At 51.0% G+C, this 26,395-nt stretch carries 28 protein-coding genes and 1 pseudogene; 10 read left to right on the top strand and 19 right to left on the bottom strand.

The annotated features are described in order from the left end of the window. The first annotated feature begins 126 nt into the window (after positions 1 to 126). The 3 genes from tcyJ (at position 127) to tcyN (ending at position 2,416) form a co-directional block, all read left to right on the top strand. A complete protein-coding gene (gene tcyJ / locus AC0Z7K_RS04195) occupies positions 127 to 927 on the top strand; it encodes a cystine ABC transporter substrate-binding protein (protein ID WP_485613016.1) in 801 nt (266 codons plus the stop codon). A 71-nt stretch (positions 928 to 998) separates the two neighbouring features. Then, on the top strand, positions 999 to 1,667 hold the full coding sequence (gene tcyL, locus AC0Z7K_RS04190; protein ID WP_112168074.1) for a cystine ABC transporter permease: 669 nt from the start codon (positions 999 to 1,001) through the stop codon (positions 1,665 to 1,667). After that, on the top strand, positions 1,664 to 2,416 hold the full coding sequence (gene tcyN / locus AC0Z7K_RS04185; protein WP_485613014.1) for an L-cystine ABC transporter ATP-binding protein TcyN: 753 nt from the start codon (positions 1,664 to 1,666) through the stop codon (positions 2,414 to 2,416). The genes tcyL and tcyN overlap by 4 nt, the downstream gene beginning before the upstream one ends. 376 nt (positions 2,417 to 2,792) lie before the next feature. Here tcyN and AC0Z7K_RS04180 read toward each other — a convergent pair whose 3' ends face one another. From AC0Z7K_RS04180 to AC0Z7K_RS04170, 3 genes and pseudogenes are all read right to left on the bottom strand, one after another. Next, positions 2,793 to 3,713, bottom strand: coding sequence for a L,D-transpeptidase family protein (locus AC0Z7K_RS04180; RefSeq protein ID WP_413529739.1), 921 nt, complete (start codon positions 3,711 to 3,713; stop codon positions 2,793 to 2,795). A 363-nt stretch (positions 3,714 to 4,076) separates the two neighbouring features. Continuing rightward, complete coding sequence (locus AC0Z7K_RS04175) at positions 4,077 to 5,183, bottom strand: ABC transporter substrate-binding protein (RefSeq protein ID WP_485613012.1); 1,107 nt, start codon at positions 5,181 to 5,183, stop codon at positions 4,077 to 4,079. A 259-nt stretch (positions 5,184 to 5,442) separates the two neighbouring features. Further along, positions 5,443 to 5,592 (bottom strand): annotated as a pseudogene (locus AC0Z7K_RS04170) (IS6 family transposase); the annotation flags it as partial. A gap of 162 nt (positions 5,593 to 5,754) precedes the next feature. Here AC0Z7K_RS04170 and AC0Z7K_RS04165 point away from each other — a divergent pair. Further along, positions 5,755 to 6,324, top strand: coding sequence for a TetR/AcrR family transcriptional regulator (locus tag AC0Z7K_RS04165; RefSeq protein WP_485613010.1), 570 nt, complete (start codon positions 5,755 to 5,757; stop codon positions 6,322 to 6,324). Between the two features lie 57 nt (positions 6,325 to 6,381). After that, positions 6,382 to 6,858, top strand: a complete 477-nt coding sequence (locus tag AC0Z7K_RS04160; protein ID WP_485613008.1) for a nuclear transport factor 2 family protein — start codon at positions 6,382 to 6,384, stop codon at positions 6,856 to 6,858. A gap of 470 nt (positions 6,859 to 7,328) precedes the next feature. Here the strand turns inward: AC0Z7K_RS04160 and AC0Z7K_RS04155 are convergent, their stop codons facing one another. The 3 genes from AC0Z7K_RS04155 to AC0Z7K_RS04145 form a co-directional block, all read right to left on the bottom strand. Next, the gene (locus AC0Z7K_RS04155; RefSeq protein WP_485613007.1) at positions 7,329 to 7,958 is read right to left on the bottom strand and encodes a Vat family streptogramin A O-acetyltransferase; all 630 of its coding nucleotides are present in this window, start codon (positions 7,956 to 7,958) and stop codon (positions 7,329 to 7,331) included. A 264-nt stretch (positions 7,959 to 8,222) separates the two neighbouring features. Beyond that, the gene (locus AC0Z7K_RS04150; protein WP_120162486.1) at positions 8,223 to 8,552 is read right to left on the bottom strand and encodes an NIPSNAP family protein; all 330 of its coding nucleotides are present in this window, start codon (positions 8,550 to 8,552) and stop codon (positions 8,223 to 8,225) included. A gap of 378 nt (positions 8,553 to 8,930) precedes the next feature. After that, positions 8,931 to 9,377: a GNAT family N-acetyltransferase gene (locus AC0Z7K_RS04145; protein WP_485613006.1), complete on the bottom strand. Its 447-nt coding sequence runs from the start codon at positions 9,375 to 9,377 to the stop codon at positions 8,931 to 8,933. A gap of 176 nt (positions 9,378 to 9,553) precedes the next feature. On the opposite strand from AC0Z7K_RS04145, the gene AC0Z7K_RS04140 reads away from it, so the two are divergent. Then, complete coding sequence (locus tag AC0Z7K_RS04140; RefSeq protein WP_485613005.1) at positions 9,554 to 10,048, top strand: 2-thiouracil desulfurase family protein; 495 nt, start codon at positions 9,554 to 9,556, stop codon at positions 10,046 to 10,048. Positions 10,049 to 10,105: 57 nt separating this feature from the next. Here the strand turns inward: AC0Z7K_RS04140 and AC0Z7K_RS04135 are convergent, their stop codons facing one another. The 3 genes from AC0Z7K_RS04135 to AC0Z7K_RS04125 all read right to left on the bottom strand — a co-directional run bounded on the left by AC0Z7K_RS04135 (position 10,106) and on the right by AC0Z7K_RS04125 (position 15,631). Then, on the bottom strand, positions 10,106 to 10,759 hold the full coding sequence (locus AC0Z7K_RS04135) for a hypothetical protein (RefSeq protein WP_485613004.1): 654 nt from the start codon (positions 10,757 to 10,759) through the stop codon (positions 10,106 to 10,108). A 412-nt stretch (positions 10,760 to 11,171) separates the two neighbouring features. Next, positions 11,172 to 13,289 carry a TonB-dependent siderophore receptor gene (locus AC0Z7K_RS04130; RefSeq protein WP_485613002.1) on the bottom strand — a complete coding sequence of 706 codons (2,118 nt, stop codon included), beginning with the start codon at positions 13,287 to 13,289 and terminating at the stop codon, positions 11,172 to 11,174. Between the two features lie 383 nt (positions 13,290 to 13,672). Beyond that, positions 13,673 to 15,631 (bottom strand): glycoside hydrolase family 3 protein, encoded by a 1,959-nt coding sequence (locus tag AC0Z7K_RS04125; RefSeq protein WP_485613000.1) that lies wholly within the window; start codon positions 15,629 to 15,631, stop codon positions 13,673 to 13,675. A gap of 257 nt (positions 15,632 to 15,888) precedes the next feature. Between AC0Z7K_RS04125 and AC0Z7K_RS04120 the strand changes: the two genes are divergently transcribed. Further along, a complete protein-coding gene (locus AC0Z7K_RS04120; protein ID WP_112168066.1) occupies positions 15,889 to 16,176 on the top strand; it encodes a Bor family protein in 288 nt (95 codons plus the stop codon). A gap of 59 nt (positions 16,177 to 16,235) precedes the next feature. On the opposite strand, the gene AC0Z7K_RS04115 is transcribed toward AC0Z7K_RS04120, so the two are convergent. After that, entirely contained in the window at positions 16,236 to 16,754 is a 519-nt protein-coding gene (locus tag AC0Z7K_RS04115; RefSeq protein ID WP_413529592.1) for a chromate transporter, read from the bottom strand. After that, the gene (locus AC0Z7K_RS04110) at positions 16,754 to 17,311 is read right to left on the bottom strand and encodes a chromate transporter (protein WP_485613383.1); all 558 of its coding nucleotides are present in this window, start codon (positions 17,309 to 17,311) and stop codon (positions 16,754 to 16,756) included. The genes AC0Z7K_RS04115 and AC0Z7K_RS04110 overlap by 1 nt, the downstream gene beginning before the upstream one ends. A 149-nt stretch (positions 17,312 to 17,460) precedes the next feature. Between AC0Z7K_RS04110 and AC0Z7K_RS04105 the strand changes: the two genes are divergently transcribed. After that, the gene (locus tag AC0Z7K_RS04105; protein ID WP_485612998.1) at positions 17,461 to 18,378 is read left to right on the top strand and encodes a LysR family transcriptional regulator; all 918 of its coding nucleotides are present in this window, start codon (positions 17,461 to 17,463) and stop codon (positions 18,376 to 18,378) included. Here the strand turns inward: AC0Z7K_RS04105 and AC0Z7K_RS04100 are convergent. Further along, positions 18,375 to 18,728 carry an ArsR/SmtB family transcription factor gene (locus AC0Z7K_RS04100; protein ID WP_413529590.1) on the bottom strand — a complete coding sequence of 118 codons (354 nt, stop codon included), beginning with the start codon at positions 18,726 to 18,728 and terminating at the stop codon, positions 18,375 to 18,377. The genes AC0Z7K_RS04105 and AC0Z7K_RS04100 overlap by 4 nt on opposite strands. A gap of 250 nt (positions 18,729 to 18,978) precedes the next feature. Between AC0Z7K_RS04100 and fusA the strand changes: the two genes are divergently transcribed. Then, positions 18,979 to 21,081: an elongation factor G gene (fusA, locus tag AC0Z7K_RS04095; RefSeq protein ID WP_485612996.1), complete on the top strand. Its 2,103-nt coding sequence runs from the start codon at positions 18,979 to 18,981 to the stop codon at positions 21,079 to 21,081. A 221-nt stretch (positions 21,082 to 21,302) separates the two neighbouring features. Here fusA and wrbA read toward each other — a convergent pair whose 3' ends face one another. From wrbA to AC0Z7K_RS04065, 6 genes are all read right to left on the bottom strand, one after another. Next, positions 21,303 to 21,902: an NAD(P)H:quinone oxidoreductase gene (wrbA, locus tag AC0Z7K_RS04090; RefSeq protein WP_485612994.1), complete on the bottom strand. Its 600-nt coding sequence runs from the start codon at positions 21,900 to 21,902 to the stop codon at positions 21,303 to 21,305. A gap of 210 nt (positions 21,903 to 22,112) precedes the next feature. Continuing rightward, on the bottom strand, positions 22,113 to 22,661 hold the full coding sequence (locus AC0Z7K_RS04085; RefSeq protein WP_485612992.1) for a hypothetical protein: 549 nt from the start codon (positions 22,659 to 22,661) through the stop codon (positions 22,113 to 22,115). Between the two features lie 215 nt (positions 22,662 to 22,876). Beyond that, positions 22,877 to 23,185: a hypothetical protein gene (locus AC0Z7K_RS04080; protein ID WP_485612990.1), complete on the bottom strand. Its 309-nt coding sequence runs from the start codon at positions 23,183 to 23,185 to the stop codon at positions 22,877 to 22,879. 27 nt (positions 23,186 to 23,212) lie between these two features. Further along, positions 23,213 to 23,458, bottom strand: a complete 246-nt coding sequence (locus tag AC0Z7K_RS04075; RefSeq protein ID WP_413529585.1) for a hypothetical protein — start codon at positions 23,456 to 23,458, stop codon at positions 23,213 to 23,215. After that, positions 23,455 to 23,871, bottom strand: a complete 417-nt coding sequence (locus AC0Z7K_RS04070) for a hypothetical protein (RefSeq protein ID WP_485612988.1) — start codon at positions 23,869 to 23,871, stop codon at positions 23,455 to 23,457. The genes AC0Z7K_RS04075 and AC0Z7K_RS04070 overlap by 4 nt, the downstream gene beginning before the upstream one ends. Before the next feature lie 55 nt (positions 23,872 to 23,926). Continuing rightward, the gene (locus AC0Z7K_RS04065; RefSeq protein WP_485612987.1) at positions 23,927 to 25,267 is read right to left on the bottom strand and encodes a YadA C-terminal domain-containing protein; all 1,341 of its coding nucleotides are present in this window, start codon (positions 25,265 to 25,267) and stop codon (positions 23,927 to 23,929) included. A gap of 330 nt (positions 25,268 to 25,597) precedes the next feature. On the opposite strand from AC0Z7K_RS04065, the gene AC0Z7K_RS04060 reads away from it, so the two are divergent. Continuing rightward, on the top strand, positions 25,598 to 25,930 hold the full coding sequence (locus AC0Z7K_RS04060; RefSeq protein ID WP_112168058.1) for a hypothetical protein: 333 nt from the start codon (positions 25,598 to 25,600) through the stop codon (positions 25,928 to 25,930). Between the two features lie 115 nt (positions 25,931 to 26,045). On the opposite strand, the gene AC0Z7K_RS04055 is transcribed toward AC0Z7K_RS04060, so the two are convergent. Beyond that, entirely contained in the window at positions 26,046 to 26,351 is a 306-nt protein-coding gene (locus AC0Z7K_RS04055; protein ID WP_413529582.1) for an EthD family reductase, read from the bottom strand. Between the last annotated feature and the right edge of the window lie 44 nt (positions 26,352 to 26,395).

The raw sequence follows: 26,395 nt of genomic DNA, 5'->3' as shown, positions 1-26,395 counted from the left end.
GTGTGCTTATTCCATTTTGAGCTAAGATTATAGAATTATATTCCTGATAAGTGATGCGACGGGTGCTACTGTGCGCAAATCCATAGGGTATATAACGTTTTATAATTAACTATAAATGAGGTGAATATGGGTTTTTCTACACTGCGTCGTCGTTTACTCCTGGGTGCTGTGGCGGTGACGTTAACTGCCGGCATGGTCAGCAACAGCTTTGCTGATGAAGGTTTACTGAAGAAAGTTAAAGAGCGCGGCACGCTGATAGTCGGGCTGGAAGGAACCTATCCTCCCTTCAGTTTCCAGGGTGAAGACGGTAAGCTGACCGGTTTTGAAGTGGAGTTTGCAGATGCGCTGGCGCAGCACATGGGCGTAAAAGCCAAGCTGCAACCGACCAAGTGGGACGGCATGCTGGCTTCGCTGGAATCTAAACGTATTGATGTGGTGATCAATCAGGTCACCATTTCACCTGAACGCCAGAAAAAATATGATTTCTCCACGCCGTACACTGTTTCCGGTATTCAGGCACTGGTGAAAAAAGGTTCCGAAGCTGAGTATTCAAAGCCTGAAGATCTTAAAGGTAAGAAAGTCGGTGTGGGTTTAGGTACTAACTATGAACAATGGCTGCGTGCAAACGTGCCGGGCGTTGATGTTCGTACGTATGATGATGACCCGACTAAATATCAGGATCTGCGCGTAGGCCGTATCAACGCGATTCTGGTTGACCGTCTGGCAGCATTGGATCTGGTGAAGAAAACCGGCGATACCTTAGCGGTTGCTGGCCCGGCGTTCTCCCGCCAGGAATCTGGCGTGGCGATCCGTAAGGACAACCCGGAACTGCTGGCCGCGATCAACACGGCGATTGCCGAAATGCAAAAAGACGGCTCACTGGCCAAGATTTCAGAAAAGTGGTTCGGGGCTGACGTCACCAAATAAATGCTCGTCCTGCCGGGAGCTGATAAAGCTTCCGGTGTTTTCAGAGCAAACATCCAAAAGGTTATTATCGGATGCAAGAAAGTATTCAACTGGTGCTGGATTCAGCACCATTTTTATTGAAGGGAACCCTGTTTACGCTCCAGCTAAGTATTGGCGGGATGATTTTCGGGTTATTACTGGGCTTTATGCTGGCGCTGATGCGCCTTTCGCGTTTCTGGCCGCTGTCATGGTTGTCACGTTTTTACGTGTCGGTATTTCGCGGTACGCCGCTTATCGCACAGCTGTTTATGATTTATTACGGCCTGCCGCAGTTTGGCATTGAGCTGGATCCTATTCCGGCTGCGATGATCGGCCTGTCGCTTAATACAGCGGCTTACACCTCTGAAACCTTGCGTGCGGCGATTTCGTCGATTGAAAAAGGGCAGTGGGAAGCCGCCTCCAGTATTGGCATGAACCACTGGCAGACGCTGCGCCGCGTGATTTTACCGCAGGCCGCCCGTACTGCGCTGCCACCGCTTGGCAACAGCTTTATTGGTCTGGTGAAAGACACTTCGCTGGCCGCGACCATTCAGGTACCTGAGCTGTTTCGTCAGGCGCAGCTGGTGACCTCGCGCACGTTGGAAGTGTTCACCATGTATCTTGCCGCCTCGATCATTTACTGGGTGCTGGCGACCGTTTTATCCTTCCTGCAAAACCGTCTGGAAGACCGCGTTAACCGTCAGGATCAGGAGCCTTCATGAGTACCATTGACGTTAAGCAACTGACTAAGAAATTCAACGGCCAAACGGTGTTACACGGTATCGATTTACAGGTGAATGCCGGAGAAGTGGTGGCAATTATCGGCCCGAGCGGTTCCGGTAAAACCACGCTGCTGCGCAGCATTAATCTGCTGGAAGAACCAGACGGTGGCACTATCAAGGTCGGTAAAATCGAAATTGACGGTAACAAGCCGATCGGAAAGCAGAAAAACAAAGTCCGTGAACTGCGTCAGCAGGTAGGTTTTGTATTCCAGAACTTTAATCTGTTCCCACACCGTTCCGTGCTGGAAAACATCATTGAAGGCCCGGTCATCGTAAAAGGTGAATCGAAAGAGAAAGCGATTGCCGCCGCGCGCAAACTGCTGGAAAAAGTCGGCCTGAGCGGTAAAGAAGACGCCTATCCGCGCCGTTTGTCAGGCGGTCAGCAGCAGCGTGTGGCGATCGCCCGCGCACTGGCAATGGAGCCTGAAGTCATTTTATTTGATGAACCGACGTCTGCGCTCGACCCGGAGCTGGTCGGGGAAGTTCTCAACACTATCCGCGCGCTGGCGCTCGAGCACCGCACAATGGTGATCGTGACGCATGAAATGAGTTTTGCGCGTGATGTGGCAGACCGGGCGATCTTTATGGATCAGGGGAAGATCGTGGAGCAGGGGCCAGCGAAGGAGTTGTTCTCGAATCCGCAGCATGCGAGGACTAAGCAGTTTCTGGAGAAGTTTCTGGCACACTGACGGGGAGAAAAGCCTTTCCCTTCTGCACTCCGGTTGATTTCAAATACGCATCATCTCACCTTTATTAAAGACTGCACTGAGCCGGTTTGCTTTGCTCCTCCCCCTGCGAAGGGGGAGGCTGGGAGGGGGTATAGCAGGCGACTTTGGAGCCGAAACCAACACCCCATCCCGTCCTTCCCCTCGTGAGAGGGGAAGGAGCAAACCCAATGCTGGCGGTTTCGGCGCAGCGAGTTAAGTGATCACTGCTATTGAGAAACCGAAACGTCCTCGGCTATTTTTTAAGCCGCCATTGGACAGCAGTCCAAAAAATTCCACAAAAAAGCCCCGAAAAAGTTTCGGGGCTTTCCAAAGTCTCACACCATCCAAGCCTTAATGCTTAGTTGATTTGAACCGGCATGCCTGCACGCATCTCAATCGCGCGCTGAACTACTGTCTGATTCACACTTGGATCCGTCGCTACGGCGTTCGAGCTACCAGTCAGGCTGATTGGAATCGGCTGTTGGGAGTCGAATTCTTCCTGGTTAGAAGACAACGGGTTATGGATCTCAACATAACGCTTGCCGTCTGGCTCAACGGTGGCCTTCACCGGCTCGTTGATGAACTGAACGCGGGTGCCTTGCGGCACGTTGTCGTACAGCCATTTGATGTCAGCATCACGCAGACGCACACAACCGTGGCTCACGCGCAGACCGATACCAAAGTTCGCATTGGTGCCGTGAACGGCATACAGGCGGCCTACATACAGCGCGTACAGACCCATCGGGTTATCCGGGCCTGCAGGGAAGACGGCGGGTAAAAACTCGCCGCGGGCTGCATATTCTTCATGCATTTTTGCCGTCGGGGTCCAGGTCGGGCCTGCTTTCTTACGCTGGATAGTGGTCACCCAGTTCAACGGAGTGTCTTTGCCCAACTCACCGATACCGATTGGCAGAACGACAACGGTATTGCTGCCTTTCGGGTAGTAGTACAAACGCATTTCTGCGCTGTTGATGACAACACCTTCGTGCGGCGTATCCGGCAGGATTAACTGCTGAGGAATCGTCAGAACGGTGCCAGGGGTTGGCAGGAACGGGTCAACGCCAGGGTTGGCTTCAAGCATGTTGCTCAAACCCATCTGGTATTGCGCTGCAAAATGCTCCAGCGGCAGGCTGCTGCCCTGTGGAACAGTGACCGTAATATTTTCACCGACCAGACGACCATTGTTCGCCGGAAGAGGATATACCACAGCAAAAGATGCCTGGCTGTACGCAGCAACTGCCAAAACCAGGGTAACTATCGCGCGAATGCTCATTTTCATATTTTCGTTGGTCGTTAATGCCACACTGGCAGTTGTTGTCAGAATGTTGATTTCCCACCGGTATGCTTTCCACCGGAGAGACACGGTACTTTCACAGAGCACTTTAATGAGACTCAGTATGTGTAACGAATCACATTTCAGGGTCGCTAATTATAAGGATTTATTGCCAACAGGCCAAAGCTTTCTCATGCTGTTCGAAAAGTTCCCTTCACCGACCGCATTTTTTGCGGAGTCCTGCACAATTCCTTCACATTTAACCGCTTTTTTACGACAAAATGGCACCATGACCCGCGCGTCGAAAAACACTCTCTGCGCCTTATCGCTATGCCACCCTCAGACATCTCATGCCCGGGGATTCAACAATCAGTGTTGAACGCCGCTGGCCGATAACGCAAAGGTGCCCACCGGCATAACTGGCAGGTATTTTTGGTAATAATCGTGATAGTTTTTCACCGGATCAATATCCTTAAATAAATCAGGATAAAGAGATTTAGCGATAAACTGTACCATTGTGAAATCGACCAGCGTACGAGATGCGCCCTGATAAACGCCGTAGAGTTTGCCATTCTGAATCGCCGGTAATGAACTCCAGCCGTCACGGTGAGTGAACCCGTTGAGTTTAGCTCTTGCTGCGGCTTCATTGACGCCGATACCCATTTCTAGTGCTGTATCAACTTTATTGTTCTCCCTGCCGGAAATAAAAATGACATCCGGTTTGGCGACCAGTAACTGCTCAGGATTAATTTCGCCCCACTGTTTAACAAAAGGCGCTGCTATATTCTCGCCGCCTGCAAGACGCAGCATCACGCCCCACATATTTTCGCCATAGGTGAAGGAATACTCCGCCGGACCTTTATTACCAAACTCAATGTAGACTTTTGGCTTGGGCAGATTTGCCTGTTTGATCCTGTCTTCAATCAGCGTGATGTTATTTTTATAAAGCCGGGCCAGCTCATTGGCGCGGTCAGTCTGGCCGGTTAATACCCCGATTATTTCCGTGGATTTTACATGGTTTTCTACCGTCTGATCATTGTAATCGAGCACGACAACGGGAATATGCAAACTCTGAAGCTGCGTGACTTCATACTTCAAGGCGGCGTACTGCCAGCTGGCTAAAATGACCACATCCGGCTTGAGGCTGATTAACTTTTCCAGCGACACGTTGTGCAGGTCGATTTCACCAATATCCGGAATGTCGGCAATGGAAGGACGGTGTTTAATATACATATCCCAGTTCGCGGGCACTTTGCCATGCCAGGCTTCACGCGAAATGCCGACAATATGATCAAACGCCTGTTCACCCCCCACCGCCATATAATCTTCAAAATAGAATCCCAATACTGCTCTTTTCACTGGCGTATCTAAGGTTATTTTATTTCCCAGTACATCAGTCAGCGTGGTGGTGGCGGCATTGGCCTGACCGGTTATCGCAACGGACAGTATAAAAAACAAACCTTGAAGTAACTTCATTTAATTCCCTTAGGTATTGTGTGATTATTATTTGAGGCCGGAATTTATTTTTATAAAAACAGATTGATTATATTTTAATTTCACTTAAGTTGCCGCAAAAAATACAAATCCCGCTCTGTTACTATCGCGGTATTCAATTATACGATTGGTTGGTTGCATTAGTACAGTCAGAATCGGGTGATGCCGATGACAGCGTGGGTGAAATAAATGGCACTGTCGAAAATTCGCGGTGAGGTAGCCTTTCTGTTATTGAAAGTCCTTAAAATTCAAGTGTTTTTCTCATCAGACGCTTCTCGCCCGGCAGATCACCATAATAAAAAAGGGAAGCCTGATCTTTGCTTAGTGCATGCATCACCTCAATACCTTCAATTGTGGCGTAAGCCGTCTTCATAGACTTAAACCCCGGTGTTACGTGTTTGTCTGCTGTGTGCCAAAAGGGGACATTTTCAAATCACGCTCTATTTATAAATGAGTGCCCGTTCGTTAACCCTCAAAGACTGTATTTTTCATTTTTATACTTGTTTTCAAAAAAACTGTTGACCATGAAGAACGATCGTTCTACCTTCGTCTCATGAACAATAAGCCAACAGATACCCGCGAAAAAATCCTGACTACCGCTGAGCAATTGATTTATAGGAATGGAATTCATGCCACGGGCATGGACCTTCTGGTCAAGACATCAGGCGTAGCAAGGAAAAGTATTTATCGCTATTTCGCTAACAAGGATGACGTGGTGGCCGCCGCGTTGAAAGAACGTGATGAACGCTGGATGCACTGGTTCAGAACTGAATCTGATAAAGGTGATACTCCTCAGAAGCGCATTTTGAATATGTTCAGTGTGCTCAGGGGATGGTTTGATTCAGAAGGCTTTCGTGGTTGTGCTTTTATAAATACAGCCGGAGAAGTTGGTGATCATAACGACCCCATTCGTCAGATAGCAAAGCAGCATAAACAAAAATTGCTGGATTACACGCTCGATCTCACGGAGCAATTAAACATTGAGCAACCTGTCGTTCTGGCCAAACAGTTGCTGATTCTGATAGAGGGCGCAATCACCCTCTCCTATGTGATGGGCGATAGCAGCGCCGCCGACAGTGCAAGGGAAGTTGCGGAACGTTTGCTGGAACAGGTCTCTCCTTAAGGCCTGAGTAACAAAACTGTTTCTATTTATATATCCAATTTTGCGGGAGGCTTTACCATGTCCGATAAACACACTCGCCAGCCACTTCCACCTTTCACTCACGAATCGGCGACTGAGAAAGTTCGGCTCGCTGAAGATGGCTGGAACAGCCGCGATGCCGAAAAAGTATCGCTGGCGTACTCACTGGAGACCAAATGGCGTAATCGAACAGAGTTTGCAAATAATCGTGAAGAAGCAAAAGAATTCCTCACGCGTAAGTGGAACAAAGAACTTGAGTATCGTCTCATTAAAGAGTTGTGGGCGTTTGGTAGCAACCGCATTGCTGTTCGATACGCTTATGAATGGCGTGACGATTCAGGTAATTGGTTCCGTTCTTACGGGAATGAAAACTGGGAATTTGAAGCAGATGGCCTGATGCACCGTCGCTTCGCCTGTATCAATGACATGCCTATCAAAGAAGGTGACCGCAAGTTTCACTGGCCCTTGGGGCGTCGCCCGGATGACCATCCGGGTCTGTCGGAGTTGGGTCTGTAAATTTGACGATTATCTCGCCAGAAGCCCAGGGCTAGTCGCCTCTAACGCGACAAATGCTACAGTTGATAGGGAAGTCACTGACTCTCAATACGGCTAAGGCAAGACGAGAATTAGGGTACGCACCGGTAAAAAGCTGGCCTGAAGGCATCCGTGAATTGAAACAAAATGGATAAATTAACCCTGTACCAATAAAAAACCAGGGCACGTCACATAATATTGCGCTTCGGTTAAAATACTAGTTAAGAGGCCAGGGAAACAACTCACTTCGGGCTGAACTGGCATAAACGCGGCGAGCTCAACGTCTCAGAAACCGTAAATCAACTACTGGGTAAAGTCCGCTTTTCGCTCACAGCGGGCCATTAACGCGCGCATGTCTGCTTTGTACTGTGAGTTCAACGGGGCGATGCAACGCTATCCTTAAAGAAGGGGGACGTTGCATCTCTTGATATGGAATGACCAAACGGCAAAATCTATTCATCGAGCAATGCTTTAATATTCGCGGACGTTATTGCCGTAAGTTTCCGTGTAATCTGTTCCACAGGCCAGTCCCACCACGCCAATTTTTCCAGAGCTAGAATAATATCATCAGTAAAACGTTTCTTAATTACTCTTGCGGGATTGCCGCCCACAACTGCATATGGAGGGACATCTGAAGTAACCACGGAACGCGTTGAAATTATAGCTCCATTGCCGATCTTAACGCCTGGCATAATCATCGCCTGATAACCTATCCATACATCATTACCAATCACCGTATCACCTTTGTATGGTAAATCGCCGGGTTGAGGCATGCTTTTTTCCCATCCGTTTCCGAAGATGTAAAACGGAAAAGTAGAGAAGCCATCAATTTTGTGATTAGCCCCATTCATAATGAACTGAACACCTTTTGCTATCGCGCAAAACTTACCGATGATCAGCTTGTCACCGATAAACGGAAAGTGATAGAGAACATTACGCTCGAAGTTTTGCGAGTCCTCTGGGTCATCATAATAAGTAAAATCACCGATAATGATGTTGGGATTTGTCACGGTGTTTTTGATGAAACAAACCTGTGGAAAACCCTGCATTGGATGTGTATCAGCGGGATCCGGTCCGTACATAATTGCTCCCAAAAAGTCGTTTTATTGCTTTAACGTGAATATAGCATGAAGCCAGTAACCTTTTACGCGCATAGCTGCCGGTTAGATACCCAGACACCGGGTGAACAGCTCAGGCATGTATTAAAAGTTCTACTTAAAGATTTTGTTGTGACGGGCGGTCGGCCTGTATTGAACAGACGGAGTGTTGTGTCCAGATAGCGCGAGAATGTAATGGCAGGCAATAAAAATGCCGCTTATGTGGCTATATTGTACATAGCTGCACAATTAACTGGATCGTAAACTCTCAATTGCACTGTTGCTAAGCGTGAGAACCGATTTAACGCTGACGCTGATCCTATCGATAATGGCCTGCCGGGGGCCAAGACGCCATTCTTCACTGTTATAAAAAAATTCCTGAGAGGATTTCAGCTGGGAGAGGCTGTCATAAGCTCTGATCAGATAGTATGCGTCGTCGTCATGGGCTGATATACCAAAAGAAATAATATCCATACCCGCTGAACGGTGAAGCGGAGCACTCTCCTCCGTCATGATTCGGTGGAAATCTTTCCCGGTGCCGGGTTTTAGGGTGTACAGCAAAAATTCGACTGTTTTCATCTTTGATATCCTTTTCATTTTTCTCATCATAGCGAATTATTGCGCCGTGGAGCAGTTTTGTTAAAAGCTGTGCTCTTTATGGTGTCTATAATTTTTATCCAGAACATCCGCTCCTGGCGGCCCCTCCCAGATTTACGATTGCAGTATTATCTTCCATTGTCGTGAGATCCCAGCCGACAGGCCCGAAATGCCGCTTCTGACGGTTCTATGAAGCTTGCAGGCTTTACCGGTTAGCCCAGTCGGCCTGCCGTAGAGCCAAAGAAGGACAGCAGAGCGGTTCAATCATCGTGTTACATCCATCGGTTGATCTCACAGCCGGAAGCGGACGGTATTCACATCATTGTGTATATCAATTGACAGCAGGTCAGATAATCAAAATTAGATGTCTTCAAGATACAGACGGTGGGTCACTTTATCGGTATCTGCTAGCGGAATAAAACCAGCACGTTCATAGAAGCTGAATGCGGACTGAGGCGCGTTTGTGTTGATAAAATTAAACCAGCGGCCTGAACCTGCCAGCATCGCCCTGAGTAGAGTGATACCCACCTGCATTCTTCTCCATTCAATTCCTACATAGAGATGACGGAGTCGTCCGGCGCCAACCGAAGGCATATAAGGATCTTGATTTAATCCACACACGCCGATGAGTAATCCGTCGGCATAAAAACCTGACAGTTTCTCACCCGGCTTATCAAAACGATTTTGCCCGCTCAGCCAGTTTTCTTCCAGTCTGCGTAGCATGTTAAATCCAGCAGCCATGCTCTCAGCTTTTAACTCTCCAAATCCTGGGTTATCCGGGGTAATGTTCGTGATGACAATATTCATGAGTAGTCCCTTTGTATTCACTATGGATAATCCAGACACTCTTAAATCTTATTTGCTGCAAAATGGACATCTGCTTTTTGGTCTCAACTGCCTGTTGACACTGCCACAGCTAAGTCTGTGCATAAAGCCGAAGGTGTTATAATCCTGGCCTCAAATTGCCCTGATATACGATAACGATGATGAATAAAATCCTGGTAAGTGCTTGCCTTATGGGGTTCAAAGTACGCTATGACGGAAGCGAGAAAGCACAAATGGTCGATCAGTTGCACCACTGGCAGAAAGAGCAACGTCTTGTGATCCACTGTCCTGAACTGGCCGCCGGGCTGCCAACGCCACGTCCACCGGCTGAGATTGTTTTTGCTGAAGGTAAAGACGTCATGCCGCAGCAGGTCAGAATACTTGAAATTACCGGGCAAGATGTCACTGAGCAATATCAGCTTGGTGCCTGGCTGGCGCTGCGTACCGCTCAGGAGTCAGGCTGTACGGCTGCGCTGTTAACCGATGGCAGTCCGACATGCGGTAGCCAATTTATCTATGACGGTTCATTTAGCGGCAAGCGTAAGTCAGGTATGGGGGTCGCAGCATCCCTGCTTACTGAACATGGCATAGCCGTGTTTTCTGAGAACAGGCTGGCCGATCTCATTGCCTGGATTGATGAGAAAGAACGCTGAACCTATCTTTTCATTGAGATACGAAGAGAAAATAGCCTCTAATCTCAGAGAAAATAGTTATGTTTTTGGGCAGCCTGTAACTTGCGGATAATTGCGGCATACCAGATTGAGTTTGTATTTGGGCTCGAAATCTTTATCCAGCATGCATTGCTGAACATCCGCAGCTTTGCGTAACGTCGGCACGTAAGGCACTGAGCCCAATGGTTGCGGATAACCACATTGATACATCACCGCCAGCGCTTGTTTGTCGTTTTCAACTTCATGAGAAAAATGCTGCGAAGCTCCCTTTTTACGCCAGGTAATCAGGGAAAACGGGCTTATGCCAGAATCTGGCTTGATAGGATGGAACCCTCTGTCTGCGACAAAAGGCAGCGCCTCCAGCTGGCGCTGACTTAAGGGATGACCCTGCCCTTGCTGGATACAGGCTGGTGTATCATGGTAAATAGGAATGCTACAAATTTTGAATCCGTCTTTACGGGTAAACCCCATATTCTCCATGCATTGATAATACAGAACTGACTCATTATCTGTTTTAGTAATATCGGGGCCAGGGAGTTGCACACCGCATTTACCCATCGCAACGCGCACGCCGTCGATGTCTGTATCAGGACGCTGCCACTGTGTGATATCCGGTGGTGGGGGACATCCTGTCAGCAGGAATACCGCCGTTGTCAGCAAAGGTAAAGTCATCAGAGTCGATTTTCGCAACATTAAAATCCCTTATTTATTATTGTGTCAGGCAGATGCCATACTGACCGTATTGATCCTTTGCGACAACATTGTTCAGGTTGGATTAATTCCCTCAAATTCTTCGAACACACTCCATTGATTCTTAATAATATCCTCCACGTTCAAAACACGCTCCTGCCTTCGGGCTCTCCTTTACCACTAAGAATAATATTATAGCTTCCAATATTTGGCGCTTCATTTTCACTTAGTCGCAGTGTCTGCATAACGCCGGTCAGCCTGGGATGGCGGCTTGGGGGAGGGGAGGTAAATCTGTATTAATTTTTGCGATGTTTACGTCTGTTAAATTTGCCGACGGTCTGAAAGCGTCTCCAGGCGATTTGCTCCAACTCCCCCTGTGCAGGGGGAGGGAAAAAACCATCAATCACTTCAGCTATCAGAAATCGTAACCCACGGTTGCAACCACGGTACGTTCCTGACCCCAGTAGCAATAGCTGGTGCCATAACAGGCTGCGACGTATTTCTTATCGAACAGGTTATTGGCGTTCAGCTGCACGTAGGCGCCTTTCAGCTGCGGGTTAAACTGCACCAGATTCATACGCAGCGAAGCATCCACCAGCGTAGCGGAAGGCATGTGCTGCGTGTTCTCATTATCCGCCCACTGTGTACCGATGTAACGCACACCTGCACCCAGATCCACACCCACTGGCGTCTTATACTGACCCCAGATAGATGCCATTTGCTTAGGCGTGACATATGGCGTGTTGCCATTATTTTGTGCCGCGTCACGAATACGCACTTTGTTATAGGTATAACCGGCCATCACGTTGAAGCGCTCGGTCACCTGTTTCTTGGCTTCCAGCTCCAGACCCTGCGAACGGATTTTACCTGCTGGCTCGTAATAGCTGCCGACTACTACGCGGTTGCCCACGTCGTCTTGCGTCAGGTCATACAGTGCCGCGGTGTACATGTCAGACGTGCCTACCGGCTGGTATTTGATCCCGGCTTCGTATTGCTCACTCTGCATCGGTTTCAGCAACGTGCCGTCTGCGCCCGGCAGGGCAGATGGCGTCATCGCCTGGCTGTAGCTGACGTAAGGAGAAATCCCGTTATCGAAGGCGTACAGCAGTGACGCGCGACTGTTGAAGTGGCTGTCTTTACGCTCGCTGTGGCTGTCGGTGCCGTAGATGCTTTCGTAGCTGCGGCTGTCGGTTTTCAGCGTGTCGTAACGGCCTGACAGGGTCAGGAACCATTTGTTCCAGCTCATTTCGTCCTGCAGATAGGTGCCCATCTGCTCGTAACGGTTTTTGCCGCGTGAGTGGCTGTAGTAATCCAGCGTGTCGATGCCGACACCAGTGTACGGGTTCAGCGTGCCGGCGGTTGCGCCATCAGATTTCAGGTCATTCACGAAGTGAGAATAGTCAAAGCCCAGCACCACTTTGTGTGCCAGTTCGCCGGTGGCGAAATCGGCTTCAAGCTGGTTATCAATCGCGAAGGTATCAAGAGAAGATTTTTCACCGGAATAGTAACGGTTCATCAGCGTACGATCCGCGTTCCAGCCTGCCTGATACACCTGATCCAGTTCGGTATTTGAATGGGTGTAGTTAGCGTTCTGGCGGAATGACCAGACGTCGTTAAACGCGTGCTGGAATTCGTAGCTGTAGATCTGCTCCCAGCGCTTGAACTGGTTGCGATCCGTTTCGCCGTCGAAGAAACCACGGCTCAGTTTCTGGCCATACAGGCTACCGTCAGCGGGCACGGCAGCGTGATAACCGCCGGACGGGTCTTTTTGCAGGTAGGCGCGTAATAACAGCGAGGTGTTTTCATCTGGCTGCCACATCAGCTGCGGGGAAATCGCATAACGCTCTTCGCGCTGGTGATCGTACTGGGTGTCGCTGCTGCGGGTCATACCGGTCAGGCGGAATGCCCACTGGTCGTTGATCGCATTGGTGTAATCGAATGCGCCGCCCTTGGTATTTTGCGTGCCGCCGGAAAGCTGGAAATGGCCCTCTTCGGCAAACTGCGGACGCTTGGTGGTTTCAACCACCACACCGCCGGGAATGCTCTGGCCATAAAGGGCAGAGGACGGGCCTTTCACCACATCAATACGTTCAAGGAACCACGGATCGACCTGAATGGAGTTATAGCTCGCACCATCGCTCAGGATACGCAGGCCATCAAGGAAGGTGTTGTTGACGTCGCCGCCGTGGAAGCCACGCAGGGAGATGGTGTCATAACGCGTTGCGCCACCGGCAAAGTTGGTGAAAACGCCCGGCGTATAGTTCAGCGCGGCGTTGACCGTTGTAGCGTTCTGATCGGTCATCTGCTGACGGGTCACGACGGAAACAGCCTGGCCGGTAGTGATTAACGGCTGGTCGGTTTTGGTCGCGCTTTTCGACGTTTTTGCACTGTAACCCTGCGTCGGAGCATCAGCGGTATCAGCCTGTGATGCCTTGATAACCACTGTATCTTCTGCGGCCAAAGAGGAAGCCGGAACGGCCACGGCCATGGCGCACAAAAGCACCGAGCGTTTGAGGGGAAAAGCCAACAACATAGTAATAATCCCTATAAATAACCCGATCAATAATCGGGTAATTAATTGATGCGTGTGTAAATAAACCCAGAAGCCAACCACGTTCCGCACGAAAGCCCGGCCAAAAAAAGGCTGGGTATTTACGAAAACGAGACGAATGTTAAACTTAATGATAATTGTTATCATTATTATTTTACAAATTCAAGTGAACTTTATTCAAAAAGTGTGAAGTGACTACATTTTATCCGCATGAAAATCATGGGTTTTGTGGTTTTTGTTTGAGCGAAACGGAGGGGATGTTCGGGGATGTGATCAGCGTAAAGGGGGATGAATGGCAGTGCAGATAATTGTCAGAAGATACGCCGCCACGACAAAAGCCGTGACGGCGCAGATTATTGAAGGAACTAGCGCGCCAGCCCAAACCCGATATCAAACAGCGGAGATTCGCTGTCGTGCGGCATATCTGATTGCTGTTTTAGCACCGCGTCCATAGAGGACGGCAGCTCGAACGGCAGTTTGCCGGTAAAGGCTTCGCCGCTGGTGAGGCGGGTAAACAGCACGGCATCGCTGACGCCAAAATTCCCCACGATGGCTTTGGCTTTATCCTTCACGTTGCTCAGAATTGCCGGGCGATCGAGATACACCGTCACAACTGTTGGCACATGTTTGCTTGCGTTTACGATGGCCTGATAATCTGCATTATCGCCGGTAAACTCCAGCGATCCTTCGTGATGACGTTTACCAAAGAACCACGCATGATGCAGTTTTTCATACGGGGTCTGCGCGCGGATAAGGGCCACGTCGGCTTTCTCCGGCGAATCAACCACGGTAAAACCGGCAGCTTCGGCGGCTTTCGGTGCGATACCGTATAGCCAGATTTTTTGGCCTTTTTTCAGCGGTAATACATCACCGGAATTTTGCAGCAGCACCAGCGAATGCCCCTGTGCGGCGTTGGCTTCTTTCTGCCAGTCAGCTCGTCCGACGGTTTGCACCGCTTTTTGCACATCGACGTAAGGATTTTCAAACAAACCGGTCTGGAATTTCTGCTCAAGAATGCGCATCACCGATTCGTTCAGGCGTACTTGCGTCAGCTGTTTTTCTTTCACCGCGCTGACCAGCAGCTGGGAGTCGGTGACGCCGCCAAACTGATCGACACCGGCCTTCACCGCTTTGACGAATCGCTGCTGCGGCGTCAGATCTTCGACTCCCCACGACATTCCGCCCGGTACCGGCTCCGTGCCTTCCGGCGCGCCGTTGATGCAGACGTCATCGCAGGTGCTGGTGATCAGCCAGTCGCTGAGGATCACGCCTTTGAAGCCATATTGTCCGCGCAAAATATCAGTCAGGAGCTGATGGCTGAAGCCTGCGCCCACCTGCTCCAGCGGTTTGCCTTCGATGGAGACATTTTTCAGAATTGAGTAGGTCGGCATGACGCTGGCAACGTTGGCTTCAAACGCGCCGGTAAACGGATAAATATGTTCTTTGAGATTGTTGCCGGGGAACACGGCGTTCTTGCCGTAAACATTGTGACTGTCGAAACCGTTTTCAGCCGCGCCGTAGCCGACCCAGTGTTTGACGACCGAAATGACGCTGCCCGGATTCAGGCCGTCTGCGCCGTTTTGCATCCCTTCGACGTAGCCGCGCACCATATTATGAACGCGGGTCGGGTCTTCGCCGAAAGTGCCGCTGATGCGTGCCCAGCGCGGTTCGGTGGCCAGATCCGCCTGCGGAGAAAGAGCTTCGCGGATGCCGACCGCCAGATATTCCTGACGGATGATATCGGCGTAGCGGCGGGTGACTTTCTCATTGCCAATCGCGGCCAGCCCCAGCGTTTCCGGCCATTGGGTGAACTTGCCGGAAGAGGTGCTGGCACCAATCAGATATTCGAACGAGTTACGCGGATCGCTGCTGATGGTGACCGGAATGCCCAGCCGCGTGGTTTCGGCGATTTGCTGGAGTTTGTTGTTTTCTTCCGCCATCACTGCCGGGTCGTCCGCTGACAGCCGGGTGATCAGGCTGTTCACTTTGGCGCCTTCGATCATCTTTCTCGCGGCGGCCATATCATAATGTGTGCCTGCGCCGATCGGGCTGTTGGCCGTCGGTGCCGAACCGTGCATCATCACGCCCGCTTTTTCTTCCAGCGTCATGCGTTTGACCAGATCTGCTGCGCGTTCTTGTGGCGTAAGCCGCCAGTCCTCGTAGGGTTCGAGTTTTCCGGAATGATTCAGATCTTTAAACTGCAGGCCATCGACGGTCAGCAGCGTCACTTCACGCTGACTGAGTTCGGGCTGAGTATTATCGGCAGAGGCAGTAGTTGAAAGCAGAAGGGCAGTAACGGCGAGGCTAAGAGGTTTAATTTTCATTATCATCCTTAATGATTGATATATATAGATACTCAATATCGGATTAATACTCTATTTGCCGGAGAGATGTTGCGATCAAGTTCGCAATTAAAAATCCACATTATTTGCGATGATTTACTTCTTTTGCCTAAATATTTCCGTAAACTCTCCGATAACCAAAATTAGCCTGCCGCTTGTGTCGTTTTTTATAAAAAGAGCGTACCGGCAGGCTGAAACGGGTTCTTAATGGCCATTTGGGTCTTCTATAAGGGATTGTCATGAAAAAAGTTATTTTTGCTGCGGCCGTTGCCGTACTGTTATCCGGCTGTGCGCAGCAAACTTTCAACATGGGTCAGGGTATTGCCACTGCGCCTAAGCAAGTGACCACGCATCACTTCTTCGTCAGCGGTATTGGTCAGAAGAAATCCATCGATGCTGCGAAAGTTTGCGGTGGTGCAGATAAAGTCGTTCGCGTTGAAACTCAACAGACTTTTGTTAACGGTCTTCTGGGTCTGGTAACGTTCGGTATCTATACCCCACGTGAAGCACGCGTGTTCTGTTCTTAAGTTATCCTGTTCGAATGATTCAGGCTGCCAAACGGCAGCCTTTTCTTTTTCCCCAACATCTACCCCAACAGCAGCCCCAGCAACGCGCCCACTGCCAGCACCCACAGCGGATGGATCCGTTTGTTCATCGCCAGCAGGGTACACACAATGATGATGCCGCCCATGAGCGCGGTGGTGGCCGACGCTTCGGCGATCAGCAACCCGCTCGATACCACCAGTCCGACGGTGACCGGCACCAGCCCGCGCTGGATAACCTGCCGCCACGGGCGGTCTTTGTAGCGTTTCCAGCCACCCATGACGATCAGCGTCACAATGGAAGACGGACCGAACTTGGCCAGAGATGACACCAGCAACCCTGACCATCCGGCCACCTGCCAGCCAATCAGCGGTACGATCATCATATTCGGGCCGGGTGCCGCCTGTGCCAGCGCAAACAGGGCGCTGAACTCCTGCGCGCTCATCCAGTGATGCACGTCCACTACGGCACGCTGCATTTCGGGCAAAATCGTGTTGCCGCCGCCGAAGGCCAGCAGGGAAAGCTCGGTAAATAACAGGGCAAGAGAGAAGAGAACTGTCATCAGAATTTCCCTTTTGCGCAGATGAAAATACTGACCGGCGCCAGCACCAGCATGACCGGCAACATCGGAATACGAAACAGGGCGATGGCGACGATGCCCGCGGCGACCACCGCCAGTTGCAGCCATTTCCCACGCAGTGGGCTGAGCATTTTGATGCCGGTCGAAAGCAGTAAACCGGCCGCCGCTGCCGCCATACCGGCGAACAAATGCTCCACCATCGGCTCATTCTGATAGCGCGCATACACCAGGCCGAGTAACACCACGCAAATCGTCGGGGCGAGGATCAGCCCGAGAATGGCGGAAAGCGCGCCGCGTAGCCCGCGAAACTCCATTCCTAAGGCGACTGACAAATTGATGATGTTGCCGCCCGGCAAAAACTGGCACAGCCCGAGTAATTCAGTGAACTGATCCGCCGTCAGCCAGCGGCGTTTATCCACCAGCATGTGGCGCGCCATCGGCAGCACGCCGCCAAACCCGGTCAGCCCGAGCACAAAAAACCCCATAAACAGTTGTCCGCAGTCAGGCTGCGGCGCAGTGTCATTACCGGTATCGAGCATTATTTTTTCCTGCGATAAATCGGCCATTTTCCCACTCTCCCAACAATAGTATCCAAACACGCCAAAGGCATAAATTTCATAAGGATGATGCGCGCGGACATGCCATGATGTCTAATGCCTATAATAGTGGTGAAAGATACCCGGAGAGTATGGCAATGATTGAACTGAAACGTCTGAACGCCTTTGTCACCGTGGTGGAAGCCGGAAGTATCACCCGCGCCGCCGAACTGTTGTTTATCCAGCAACCGCCGCTGACCCGCCTGTTGCAGGCGCTTGAGCAGGATTTCGGCGTGCCCCTGTTACAGCGTCTGCCACGCGGGGTGATCCCGACCGAAGCCGGAGAAGTGTTGCTGCACGAAGCCCGCGCAGTGCTGGCACGCGCCGAGCAACTGAGTGCGGCCATGCAGCGAGCTGTGCTCGGCGAGCAGGGGCGGATCCGCATCGGCTTCACCAGCTCCGCCGCGCTGCATACCTTTGTCCCCGCGCTTTTGCGGCGCTATCGCGAGATTTATCCTTCGGTCAGCACGCAGCTGGAAGAGAACGGCAGCGGGGAACTGCTGTCGGCGGTGGTCGCCGGGCAGCTGGATGTCGCCTTCGTGCGTATGCGGGTGAAAGACATGCCGGAGCTGGTGATGGAAAAAGTGCTGGAAGAGCCGATGTGGGTGGCGGTGCCTGCCGGACACCGGCTGGCGGCACAACCTGCTGAGCAGCCGCTTAAGCTGGAGGATCTTAGCAACGAGCCTTTCGTTTTATACCGGCGGCGGGCGGGGCAAGGGCTGTATGATGCGATCCTTGCCGCGTATGTCCGCGCCGGATTCAGCCCGCACATTGTGCAGGAAGCGCCACGGCTGACGTCGTGCCTCAGTCTGGTGGGGGCAGGGCTGGGGATTTCGATTGTGCCGGAATCTATGACCCGGCTGGGCGGCGACGGCGTAGTTTTTCTGCCGCTGGCAGCGAGCACACAACTGAGCGCGCCGCTGTATCTCGCCCGCCGGGAGGACAGTCACGCATCGTCTATAATTAATACGTTCTGCCAGTTGTTGAAATCACAGCTTAGCGGCACTTAAAGGTGCTGCCCGGAGATATGCTTCTGGGTGGATTCCAGCGTGATGCCGTCGGATTCGATGGCGTTTAGCAGGGAATCGAGCAGGCCGGGAAAGCGGGCGTCGAGGTCTTCGCGGCGCAAAGAGAGTAAGTTCGCGCGTCCGTCCGGACGTTGCCAGATCACGCCGCTCTCACGCAGCACGCGCCAGTGGTGAGTGAGCGTCGATTTCGATAAACCCTGCAACAGGGTGCCGCAAGGGTGTTCACCGCCTTTGGCCAGCGTGCGAACAACCGCCAGGCGCAGCGGATTTCCCAGCGCCGTCAGCACATTTTCGAGCCGGATCTGCTCGCGCTCAGGGTGGTTGGCTATCATTGGCTTATCCTCATTAAGGTGCATTTATCGGCGGCCGCGCAATATAGCCTATCCCTTCGCCGCTGTACAACGCGAAGGCTCCAGGCCAATTTCATCGATAGAAAAAACTAATTGTACGAATATACTCGTACAATTGTAGTATGCTCTCCGTGTTAAGAATTTTATTACTTATGATCGACAACCCAGAACTTTGTGACGGGCCGTGAAACCACTTCCCGCCAACTTAGCCATCAACCAGTAAGGACGTTATATGGCTCGCAAAACGCCAATCGAGCGCTACCGCAATATCGGTATCTCAGCACACATCGACGCAGGTAAAACCACCACCACCGAGCGTATTCTTTTTTATACCGGCATGAACCATAAGCTGGGCGAAGTGCATGACGGCGGTGCGACCACGGACTGGATGGCTCAGGAGCAGGAACGCGGCATCACCATAACGTCGGCGGCTGTGACCTGTTTCTGGCGCGGAATGGATCATTCGTTTGATGAACATCGTATCAACATTATTGACACGCCGGGGCACGTGGATTTCACCATTGAAGTGGAGCGTTCCATGCGGGTACTCGACGGCGCGGTGATGGTGTATGACGCGGTCGGCGGCGTGCAGCCGCAGTCTGAAACCGTCTGGCGTCAGGCGAATAAATACAAAGTGCCGCGTCTGGCCTTCGTCAACAAAATGGATCGTCAGGGCGCAGATTTCTTTCGTGTACGCCAGATGATGGTCGACCGCCTGAAAGCCAATCCTGTTCCGATTGTTATCCCGATCGGCAGCGAAGAGCATTTCACCGGCGTGGTCGACCTGCGCAAAATGCGCGCCATTTTGTGGGATGACGAAACCCAGGGTATGACGTTCAGCTACGCGCCGATCCCCGCTGAGTTGCAGACGCTGGCAGAAGAGTGGCGCGAGAAAATGGTCTCAGCCGCTGCCGAAGCCACGGATGCGCTGATGGATAAATATCTTGAAGAGGGTGCGCTGACCGAGGACGAGATCACCGAGGGTCTGCGTATTCGCACCCTCGCCGGTGAAATCCAGCCGATGCTGTGCGGCAGTGCCTTCAAGAACAAAGGCGTACAGCGCATGCTCGACGCCGTGGTCGAACTGATGCCTTCGCCGCTGGATATTCCACCGATTGCGGGCACTGACGAAGACGGTAACGACATTTTCCGCCATTCTGACGACAGCGAGAAGTTCTCGGCGCTGGCGTTCAAATTGATGACGGATCCGTACGTCGGTCAGCTGACGTTCGTACGCGTGTATTCCGGCGTGCTGAAAAAAGGCGACAGTGTTTATAACCCGGTTCGCGGAAAAAAAGAACGCATCGGCCGTATTGTGCAGATGCATGCCAACGACAGGATTGAGATCGACGAGATCCGCGCCGGTGATATTGCGGCGTGCGTCGGGCTGAAGGATGTCACCACCGGTGAAACGTTATGCGATCCGACCGACATCATTACTTTGGTGCGCATGGAATTTCCGGAACCGGTGATTTCGCAGGCCATCGAACCGAAGACCAAAGCCGATCAGGAACGGATGGGCATTGCGCTCTCGCGGCTGGCGTCAGAGGATCCGTCGTTCCGAATCCGGACTGACGAAGAGTCCGGTCAGACGATCATTTCCGGGATGGGCGAGTTGCATCTGGAAATTATTGTTGACCGCATGAAACGTGAGTTTGGCGTTGAAGCCAACATCGGTAAACCGCAGGTGACGTATCGCGAGACGGTGCGTAAAACGGTCAAAGATGTGGACGGTAAGTTTGTGCGTCAGTCCGGCGGTAAAGGGCAATACGGCCACGTGGTCTTTACGCTTGAACCGTTACCGGCAGGGACGGGTTTCCAGTTTGCCGATGCTACTAAGGGCGGCGTGGTACCGCGTGAGTTTATTCCGGCCGTCGAAAAAGGCGTCACGGAAGCGCTGAACAACGGCATTCTGGCCGGGTATCCGGTGGTGGATGTGAAAGTTACGCTGACGTTCGGCTCATACCATGAGGTCGATTCTTCGGAGATGGCGTTCAAAATGGCGGCCATCTTTGGATTCAAAGAAGCGGCCAGGCAGGCGGATCCGGTCATCCTCGAGCCGATGATGAAAGTGGAGGTGGAAACTCCGGAAGAGTACGCCGGTGGCGTGATGGGCGATTTATCTTCCCGTCGCGGCACGGTTCATGGCATGGACGAGATTGCGGGCGGCGGCGGTAAAATCATCAAAGCCGAAGTGCCACTCTCTGAGATGTTCGGTTATTCCACCGTTTTGCGCTCCATGTCGCAGGGGCGTGCAACCTACAGCATGGAGTTTAACCACTACGCCGAGGCACCTCGCAACGTCGCGGAAAACATCATTGCATCGCGTGGTTAATGATTCAAACGGGAGTCATCTTCCGTCAGTGACAAAACGGTCCGCATGGGCCGTTTTTTTTGGATTAATGAAAGGCTAAAGGAGAAAGGCTAAAGGAACGTGTAGTGATCCCGCTGACCCACATCGATAATGTAAAGCCGATTCGTCATCTCCATCCGCGATTGATTTACGGGTAACGGGATTTTAAGGCGCAGAACCTGCGCCTTATGGGTGCTGAAATATTAACTCACCAGTTTGCTGGTGATGGCTGCCACATGTTTACCCTGATGCACCGCAATGCGCAATTCTTCGGCGCTTGGCTGACGCGAACCGTCGCCACCGGCAATCGTTGATGCGCCGTAAGGCGTGCCGCCGCGAACCTGCGAGATATCAAACAGTTCAGGGGTGGTGTAACCGATAGGGACGATGATCATGCCGTGATGGGCGAGGGTAGTCCAGGTGGAGGTAATGGTCATTTCCTGTCCGCCACCGGTGCCGGTCGAGGTGAACACGCTGGCGACTTTACCCGCCAGTGCGCCTTTCGCCCACAGTCCGCCGGTCTGATCGAGAAAATTACGCATCTGGCCGGTCATGTTACCAAAACGGGTTGGCGTGCCGAGAATAATAGCGTCGTAATCGGCAAGTTCCCCCGGCGAGGCGATGTCCGCGGTCTGGCCGGTCTTGCCGCCTGCGGCTTTAAACGCTTCTTCAGGTATGGTTTCCGGTACGCGTTTTATCGTCACTTCAACCCCGGGGACGCTGCGTGCACCTTCTGCGACACTCTGCGCCATCGTTTCAATGTGCCCATACATGGAATGATAAAGAACCAGTACTTTTGCCATTTTTAACTCCTCATGAGGTGTCGTTCGTTGCGTATTTTCAGCGGACGTCGTCCCGAAAATGCGCGTGAAAAATTCGTTGAGAAATCCCAAACTGACTCCTGCGCGATGGTCAGCGACTTGTTGAGCAAGAGATTCCATCCTCCCCGCATGTCAGCATAGATACAAACGCAAATTTTTGAACAGACTCTTCAATTAATTAGGGCAATGGATTTAAGAAAGGTGAGTGGCTGGTTTAGCGGGATGTTTATTCAATTTTTCTGCCTTACGCCGTGCAGTGATTTCTTCAATGTACACGTAAGGATTAAGCTTCTGCTTTACCGCTTCGTTCCAATAACGGTCAAAATTCCCCTCTGTACCCGCACGTACTTTGCGAGGTTTATAGTGATAGGGTTCGGGTATTTTTTCCTCATCCTGAGCGAAGGATCCCTGCACTTTTTGTACCGCGATGAGGGGGCGATAAGCGAGAGTCCGACGGTCGGCCTCGCCCGTAAGATGAACAGCCGGTTTTCCCTGATAATTGTCTGAAGTGTCTGCGGGGATAACGACCGGATTTGATTCCCGACCTGCTTCATTCACATTCTGCTGGGCATTGAAGTGGGAGTTGGCGACAGGCGAGGTCTTTTGCGCTTTTGCCTGCGCTTTGATCTCCGCTCTGTGCTTGTCATTGGCTTTGCGTTCAGCAGGTGTCATCGCCGCCAGACGTCCACGCCTGCGCACTTTCTTCAGCTGACCTTGAGTTAAAGTCTTTGTGGTTTTCATAAGTTATCACTTGAGATAAGGAAAAGGTTTCTTAAGTGAAAACATAAAGCTTTCCACCGTGTTTGAAGATGAACGTAATAAAGCATCACAGAGACTATGGATCTATCTCAGCGCCGTCCATCAGGGCAATTGTCGTGTAGTATGACCGTCTTGCACTGAACGTCAATGCTGCCGGTGAAGCTACAAAGTCATTGCCCTGATGATGCTCTGTTGTTTTATTCGTTCTCCATGATTTCAGCCCTACACCTCACCCCCGTGGCCTGCTCGATGAAATTGAACATGGCTTCGGCGGCTTCAGACTTGTCGGTAAAAACCTTTGACGTATGCAGCCCGGTCAGCGCTGAGAAATAACGCAGATGAGTGAGGCGGATCAGGCGCATCGTTAATTCCTCGAGATCTTCTCTGTCGATGCGATACACGAAACCTTTATCTTTTAACTGGTGCAAAAACAGTACGCCGGTAGAACTTCGGGCGTGCCGTGTTAAATCTAAAACATCCATCAGTAATGGTTCATCCTTCGTCATGCATTCATTGCGTTTTTTATTTTCTGTTCAGAGCGGAAGGGGTTGTGTGAGTTGACGGTCCTTATCCCAACTCACGACCACGGAGACTTCATCCGGTTTTGCATCAAATTTGCTTAGGGTGGCCATATGACCGTTTTGCATGACGACCGAAAACGCCAGGCAATTTACACCGGCAGGCAGCTCAGTTTCTTCGAGGCGTTTTAGCATCAGCAGGCAAGCGTATTGCTGGTCAGGGGGAAGGTGACGGAACTGGTCAGAATGGTGTCTCTTCATCCTTTGGCCCGCCCGACAATCTGTCCTTTATTGAGCAACACAATTTTGTGGGCGCGTTTGTAATGGATAACATCGTATAAACCCTGCTGATAGGTGGTCGCATCATCGTTATCTTCGGTCATCGCTGCAGCTACGCCATCGACATAGCACTGCTTATCGGCAGGATAGATTTTCAACGCGACGCCGGCGATGCGGACTTTAACGACCTTTGACGTCGCCTGCGCATACTGTTTAGCGGCATTTTCCATCGCCTGTTTTTCGGCAGCGGCGGTGATAGTGGCCTGGCGATTTTGTTCAGCGATATAACAGGCATCGCGAGACACCCCCTGAGCCTGACAATCGGCCATTCTTGAGGCCTGGGATGAACAACCGGCGAGCAGAACTACGGCAGTCAGTACCAAAAATTTAGTCATATTAATTTCTCACATAAAAGGCGGCCAGCCCGAACCGAGCCCGCCGCATGAACAATTAGAAGTTCCAGCCAATGCCGGCAGATGCTCCAAAACCGTTGTTCGTATCGCCGGAAACAGCCAGTTTTGTGACCGTCTTTGCCGTCAGGTGTCCCGATACACCAACGGCGATGGCGGACTGGTTACCATAAGTTCCGGCGCCTGCGCCGACCATGAAATCAGACCCTGTTTCTACCTGCGGAATACCGGTAGCCGCCAGCGCGGAGGCGGTACCTGCATTCGCCTGATCTTTGTTGTCATCAACCTGAGATTTCAGGTCAGAGAATCTCTTATTCGTGTAGTCATTGGCCTGGCTGAGCGTCTGCGCATCGCCCACTGCGCGGCTGTGGGACTCAGACAAGATTTCACCTTGCTGTTCTTGCTGGACCTGTGTGAGAGACTGGATCTGCACACTGTAATGGGCGCTTTCAATCCTCTGCTGGTTTGCAACTTCTGCCGCTTTTTTCTCTGATGCCTGGCGGGCTTGAGTCACTTTGTTTTCAGTCATCTGAGTGGAAGCATCAATTTCCGACTGTGTTTTGGCCTGCACCATGCGCTGATACTTATCGCTCTGAACCATTTGAAGTTGTATGGCACTATTCTGTGCTTCATTTTTCGCAGCTTTTGACTCGTCAGCGGCCTGAACTGCAGTATCTTTTACAGCGTCCAGATTGGCTTTGTTTTGGTCGATCTCGTCTTGTTGAACGTGAATTGCGGCAGCGCTTGCGACGGAATTCATCCGGGAGTAATGATTCTCAGTCAGATCTTTGCCATTCTGACCGGCTGACCCCGTATCACCTTTCTCACCTTTCTCACCTTTCTCACCTTTCTCACCTTTCTCACCTTTCTCACCGTCTTTACCGTTCGCACCATTTGCGCCGTCTTTGCCGTCCAGGCCATTAGTACCGTCTTTGCCATCCACACCATTAATACCGTCTTTACCATCGCGACCATCAACCCCGTCGCGTGGTGCATCAGCGTGGGTTGCGGTCGGCGTTACCTGTGGGGTAGCTTGCGGAATGGCATCGGGCGCATGTATGGCCACATTGTCCCTAAGATCTTGTAAACGATTCTCTTCACCCGCAGCACGCAGAATTTCGCGCTCCGTTTTCTGCTGGCTTAATGTCAGGCTTTCCCATTTTTCCGTGAATTCCTGATAGCTAACGTTATTGTTAATATCATCAAGCAAACTCGCCTGAGCCAGTGGAACCAAAGACACAGCCATTGCAGCACCCGCCAGCACACGCCGAATAGTCGAAGCCGACACCCTGAAGTAACGCGCTAATTCCTGTTTGTTTGTGTTTCCCGCAGTGTAAGCCGCAATGATTTGAGTGTTGCGTTCTGTAAGCTGTGCTTTCATGAGTTTTTTCCCACAATGAAATAAGTCTCTGTTAGCGACAAATTAATGCGCTTCCAGAACGCTTTAATTGTCTCTCTGCTTAAATCATACATATTGTGAATGTGACTTGCTTCACGCATTCACCGCATGTTTGACTTATGTCAAGAAACGTAAGCTTATACCGCTACATGAAATTGTTTCACTTAGCGCGCTTATTTGTAGCTGATGGGCACTAAATTCCGTGTCTGAATGAATCCTATTCAATAATTTTAGTAGCGAATAGCGACAGGATGAAATCTCTATGAGATTCCTGTAGAATGAGTGTGGTTTTATAAAACAGGAGGTAAGGCAATGGCAGATAACGCAAATGAGTTCCTGGACTACGTTCAAAGGCTCGGCATCGATCAGCCCGCGTTATGTATTCTGCTGGGACTGCCACGGAGCACCTTAAATAAGTGGATTAACGGAACGGTGACGCAAATTCCACAGGTGGCGGTGACGGCGGTAAGAATGCTGTGGTTCATGCGTGAATGTGATGAGGCAATGTTCGAAAAGTGGGCGATGGTGCAGGATTTCGGTGTCAGTGCGGAATATGCGGCTAATGATAAAGCTCAGGAGTTTTTACACACGATTAAGCGGGAGCCAAGTACGTCGATCAAAAAATTATTAACAAAATCAAACTGATATTTTTAGTGCAAATAAAACGACACAACACATCCTCTGCGTCTCAGTGAAAAAGGCCATTATCCGTATCTGAATACGGGAATGGCTTTTTTTATTTCACAGAACTAACGAAAAATCACACAACTACATCGAAAATCATCTTAACAGGTTCGATGTTAGTGAAGTTTGCTACGTCAGCCACAAACTCTGCTGCGTGGTCTTTCATGCCTTTCTCGAAGTCTTCCATTGAGTTGCAGTAGATGTGGCACGCCGCGATAAAAGGCGTGTCCGCCGGGGCATTGTCCTGAATTTTATCGATGGCGTAGGAGTGGCAATATTCTCCCATCTTCTCTTTGATAAGCGGCAAATGCACATTGCGATAGTAATCGTGATCAAAAGTTCCGTTTTCGATATTTGGGTATAACACGCTGTATTTAATCATTTTTGAAGAACCTTTTTGCATAAGTCAGGCATCAATCTTAGCGC

It is taken from the genome of Rahnella sp. 1L-D-7-B-C2, assembly GCF_057290995.1.
The sequence above is the reverse complement of the archived record's forward strand: the minus strand, read 5'-3'. Positions and strand labels throughout refer to the sequence as shown.

Bases quoted from the DNA above. Each gene is read 5' to 3' on its own strand.
- AC0Z7K_RS04075 (WP_413529585.1), bottom strand. From the start codon at position 23,458: ATGAAGAGACACCATTCTGACCAGTTCCGTCACCTTCCCCCTGACCAG.
- AC0Z7K_RS04120 (WP_112168066.1), top strand. From the start codon at position 15,889: ATGAAAAAAGTTATTTTTGCTGCGGCCGTTGCCGTACTGTTATCCGGC.
- AC0Z7K_RS04165 (WP_485613010.1), top strand. From the start codon at position 5,755: ATGAACAATAAGCCAACAGATACCCGCGAAAAAATCCTGACTACCGCT.
- AC0Z7K_RS04150 (WP_120162486.1), bottom strand. From the start codon at position 8,552: ATGAAAACAGTCGAATTTTTGCTGTACACCCTAAAACCCGGCACCGGG.
- AC0Z7K_RS04175 (WP_485613012.1), bottom strand. From the start codon at position 5,183: ATGAAGTTACTTCAAGGTTTGTTTTTTATACTGTCCGTTGCGATAACC.
- AC0Z7K_RS04155 (WP_485613007.1), bottom strand. From the start codon at position 7,958: ATGTACGGACCGGATCCCGCTGATACACATCCAATGCAGGGTTTTCCA.
- AC0Z7K_RS04100 (WP_413529590.1), bottom strand. From the start codon at position 18,728: ATGATAGCCAACCACCCTGAGCGCGAGCAGATCCGGCTCGAAAATGTG.
- tcyL (WP_112168074.1), top strand. From the start codon at position 999: ATGCAAGAAAGTATTCAACTGGTGCTGGATTCAGCACCATTTTTATTG.
- tcyN (WP_485613014.1), top strand. From the start codon at position 1,664: ATGAGTACCATTGACGTTAAGCAACTGACTAAGAAATTCAACGGCCAA.
- AC0Z7K_RS04065 (WP_485612987.1), bottom strand. From the start codon at position 25,267: ATGAAAGCACAGCTTACAGAACGCAACACTCAAATCATTGCGGCTTAC.
- AC0Z7K_RS04060 (WP_112168058.1), top strand. From the start codon at position 25,598: ATGGCAGATAACGCAAATGAGTTCCTGGACTACGTTCAAAGGCTCGGC.
- AC0Z7K_RS04110 (WP_485613383.1), bottom strand. From the start codon at position 17,311: ATGCTCGATACCGGTAATGACACTGCGCCGCAGCCTGACTGCGGACAA.
- fusA (WP_485612996.1), top strand. From the start codon at position 18,979: ATGGCTCGCAAAACGCCAATCGAGCGCTACCGCAATATCGGTATCTCA.
- AC0Z7K_RS04115 (WP_413529592.1), bottom strand. From the start codon at position 16,754: ATGACAGTTCTCTTCTCTCTTGCCCTGTTATTTACCGAGCTTTCCCTG.
- AC0Z7K_RS04070 (WP_485612988.1), bottom strand. From the start codon at position 23,871: ATGACTAAATTTTTGGTACTGACTGCCGTAGTTCTGCTCGCCGGTTGT.
- AC0Z7K_RS04180 (WP_413529739.1), bottom strand. From the start codon at position 3,713: ATGAAAATGAGCATTCGCGCGATAGTTACCCTGGTTTTGGCAGTTGCT.
- AC0Z7K_RS04125 (WP_485613000.1), bottom strand. From the start codon at position 15,631: ATGAAAATTAAACCTCTTAGCCTCGCCGTTACTGCCCTTCTGCTTTCA.
- AC0Z7K_RS04080 (WP_485612990.1), bottom strand. From the start codon at position 23,185: ATGACGAAGGATGAACCATTACTGATGGATGTTTTAGATTTAACACGG.
- AC0Z7K_RS04055 (WP_413529582.1), bottom strand. From the start codon at position 26,351: ATGATTAAATACAGCGTGTTATACCCAAATATCGAAAACGGAACTTTT.
- tcyJ (WP_485613016.1), top strand. From the start codon at position 127: ATGGGTTTTTCTACACTGCGTCGTCGTTTACTCCTGGGTGCTGTGGCG.
- AC0Z7K_RS04135 (WP_485613004.1), bottom strand. From the start codon at position 10,759: ATGTTGCGAAAATCGACTCTGATGACTTTACCTTTGCTGACAACGGCG.
- AC0Z7K_RS04105 (WP_485612998.1), top strand. From the start codon at position 17,461: ATGGCAATGATTGAACTGAAACGTCTGAACGCCTTTGTCACCGTGGTG.
- AC0Z7K_RS04130 (WP_485613002.1), bottom strand. From the start codon at position 13,289: ATGTTGTTGGCTTTTCCCCTCAAACGCTCGGTGCTTTTGTGCGCCATG.
- AC0Z7K_RS04085 (WP_485612992.1), bottom strand. From the start codon at position 22,661: ATGAAAACCACAAAGACTTTAACTCAAGGTCAGCTGAAGAAAGTGCGC.
- AC0Z7K_RS04145 (WP_485613006.1), bottom strand. From the start codon at position 9,377: ATGAATATTGTCATCACGAACATTACCCCGGATAACCCAGGATTTGGA.
- AC0Z7K_RS04160 (WP_485613008.1), top strand. From the start codon at position 6,382: ATGTCCGATAAACACACTCGCCAGCCACTTCCACCTTTCACTCACGAA.
- AC0Z7K_RS04140 (WP_485613005.1), top strand. From the start codon at position 9,554: ATGATGAATAAAATCCTGGTAAGTGCTTGCCTTATGGGGTTCAAAGTA.
- wrbA (WP_485612994.1), bottom strand. From the start codon at position 21,902: ATGGCAAAAGTACTGGTTCTTTATCATTCCATGTATGGGCACATTGAA.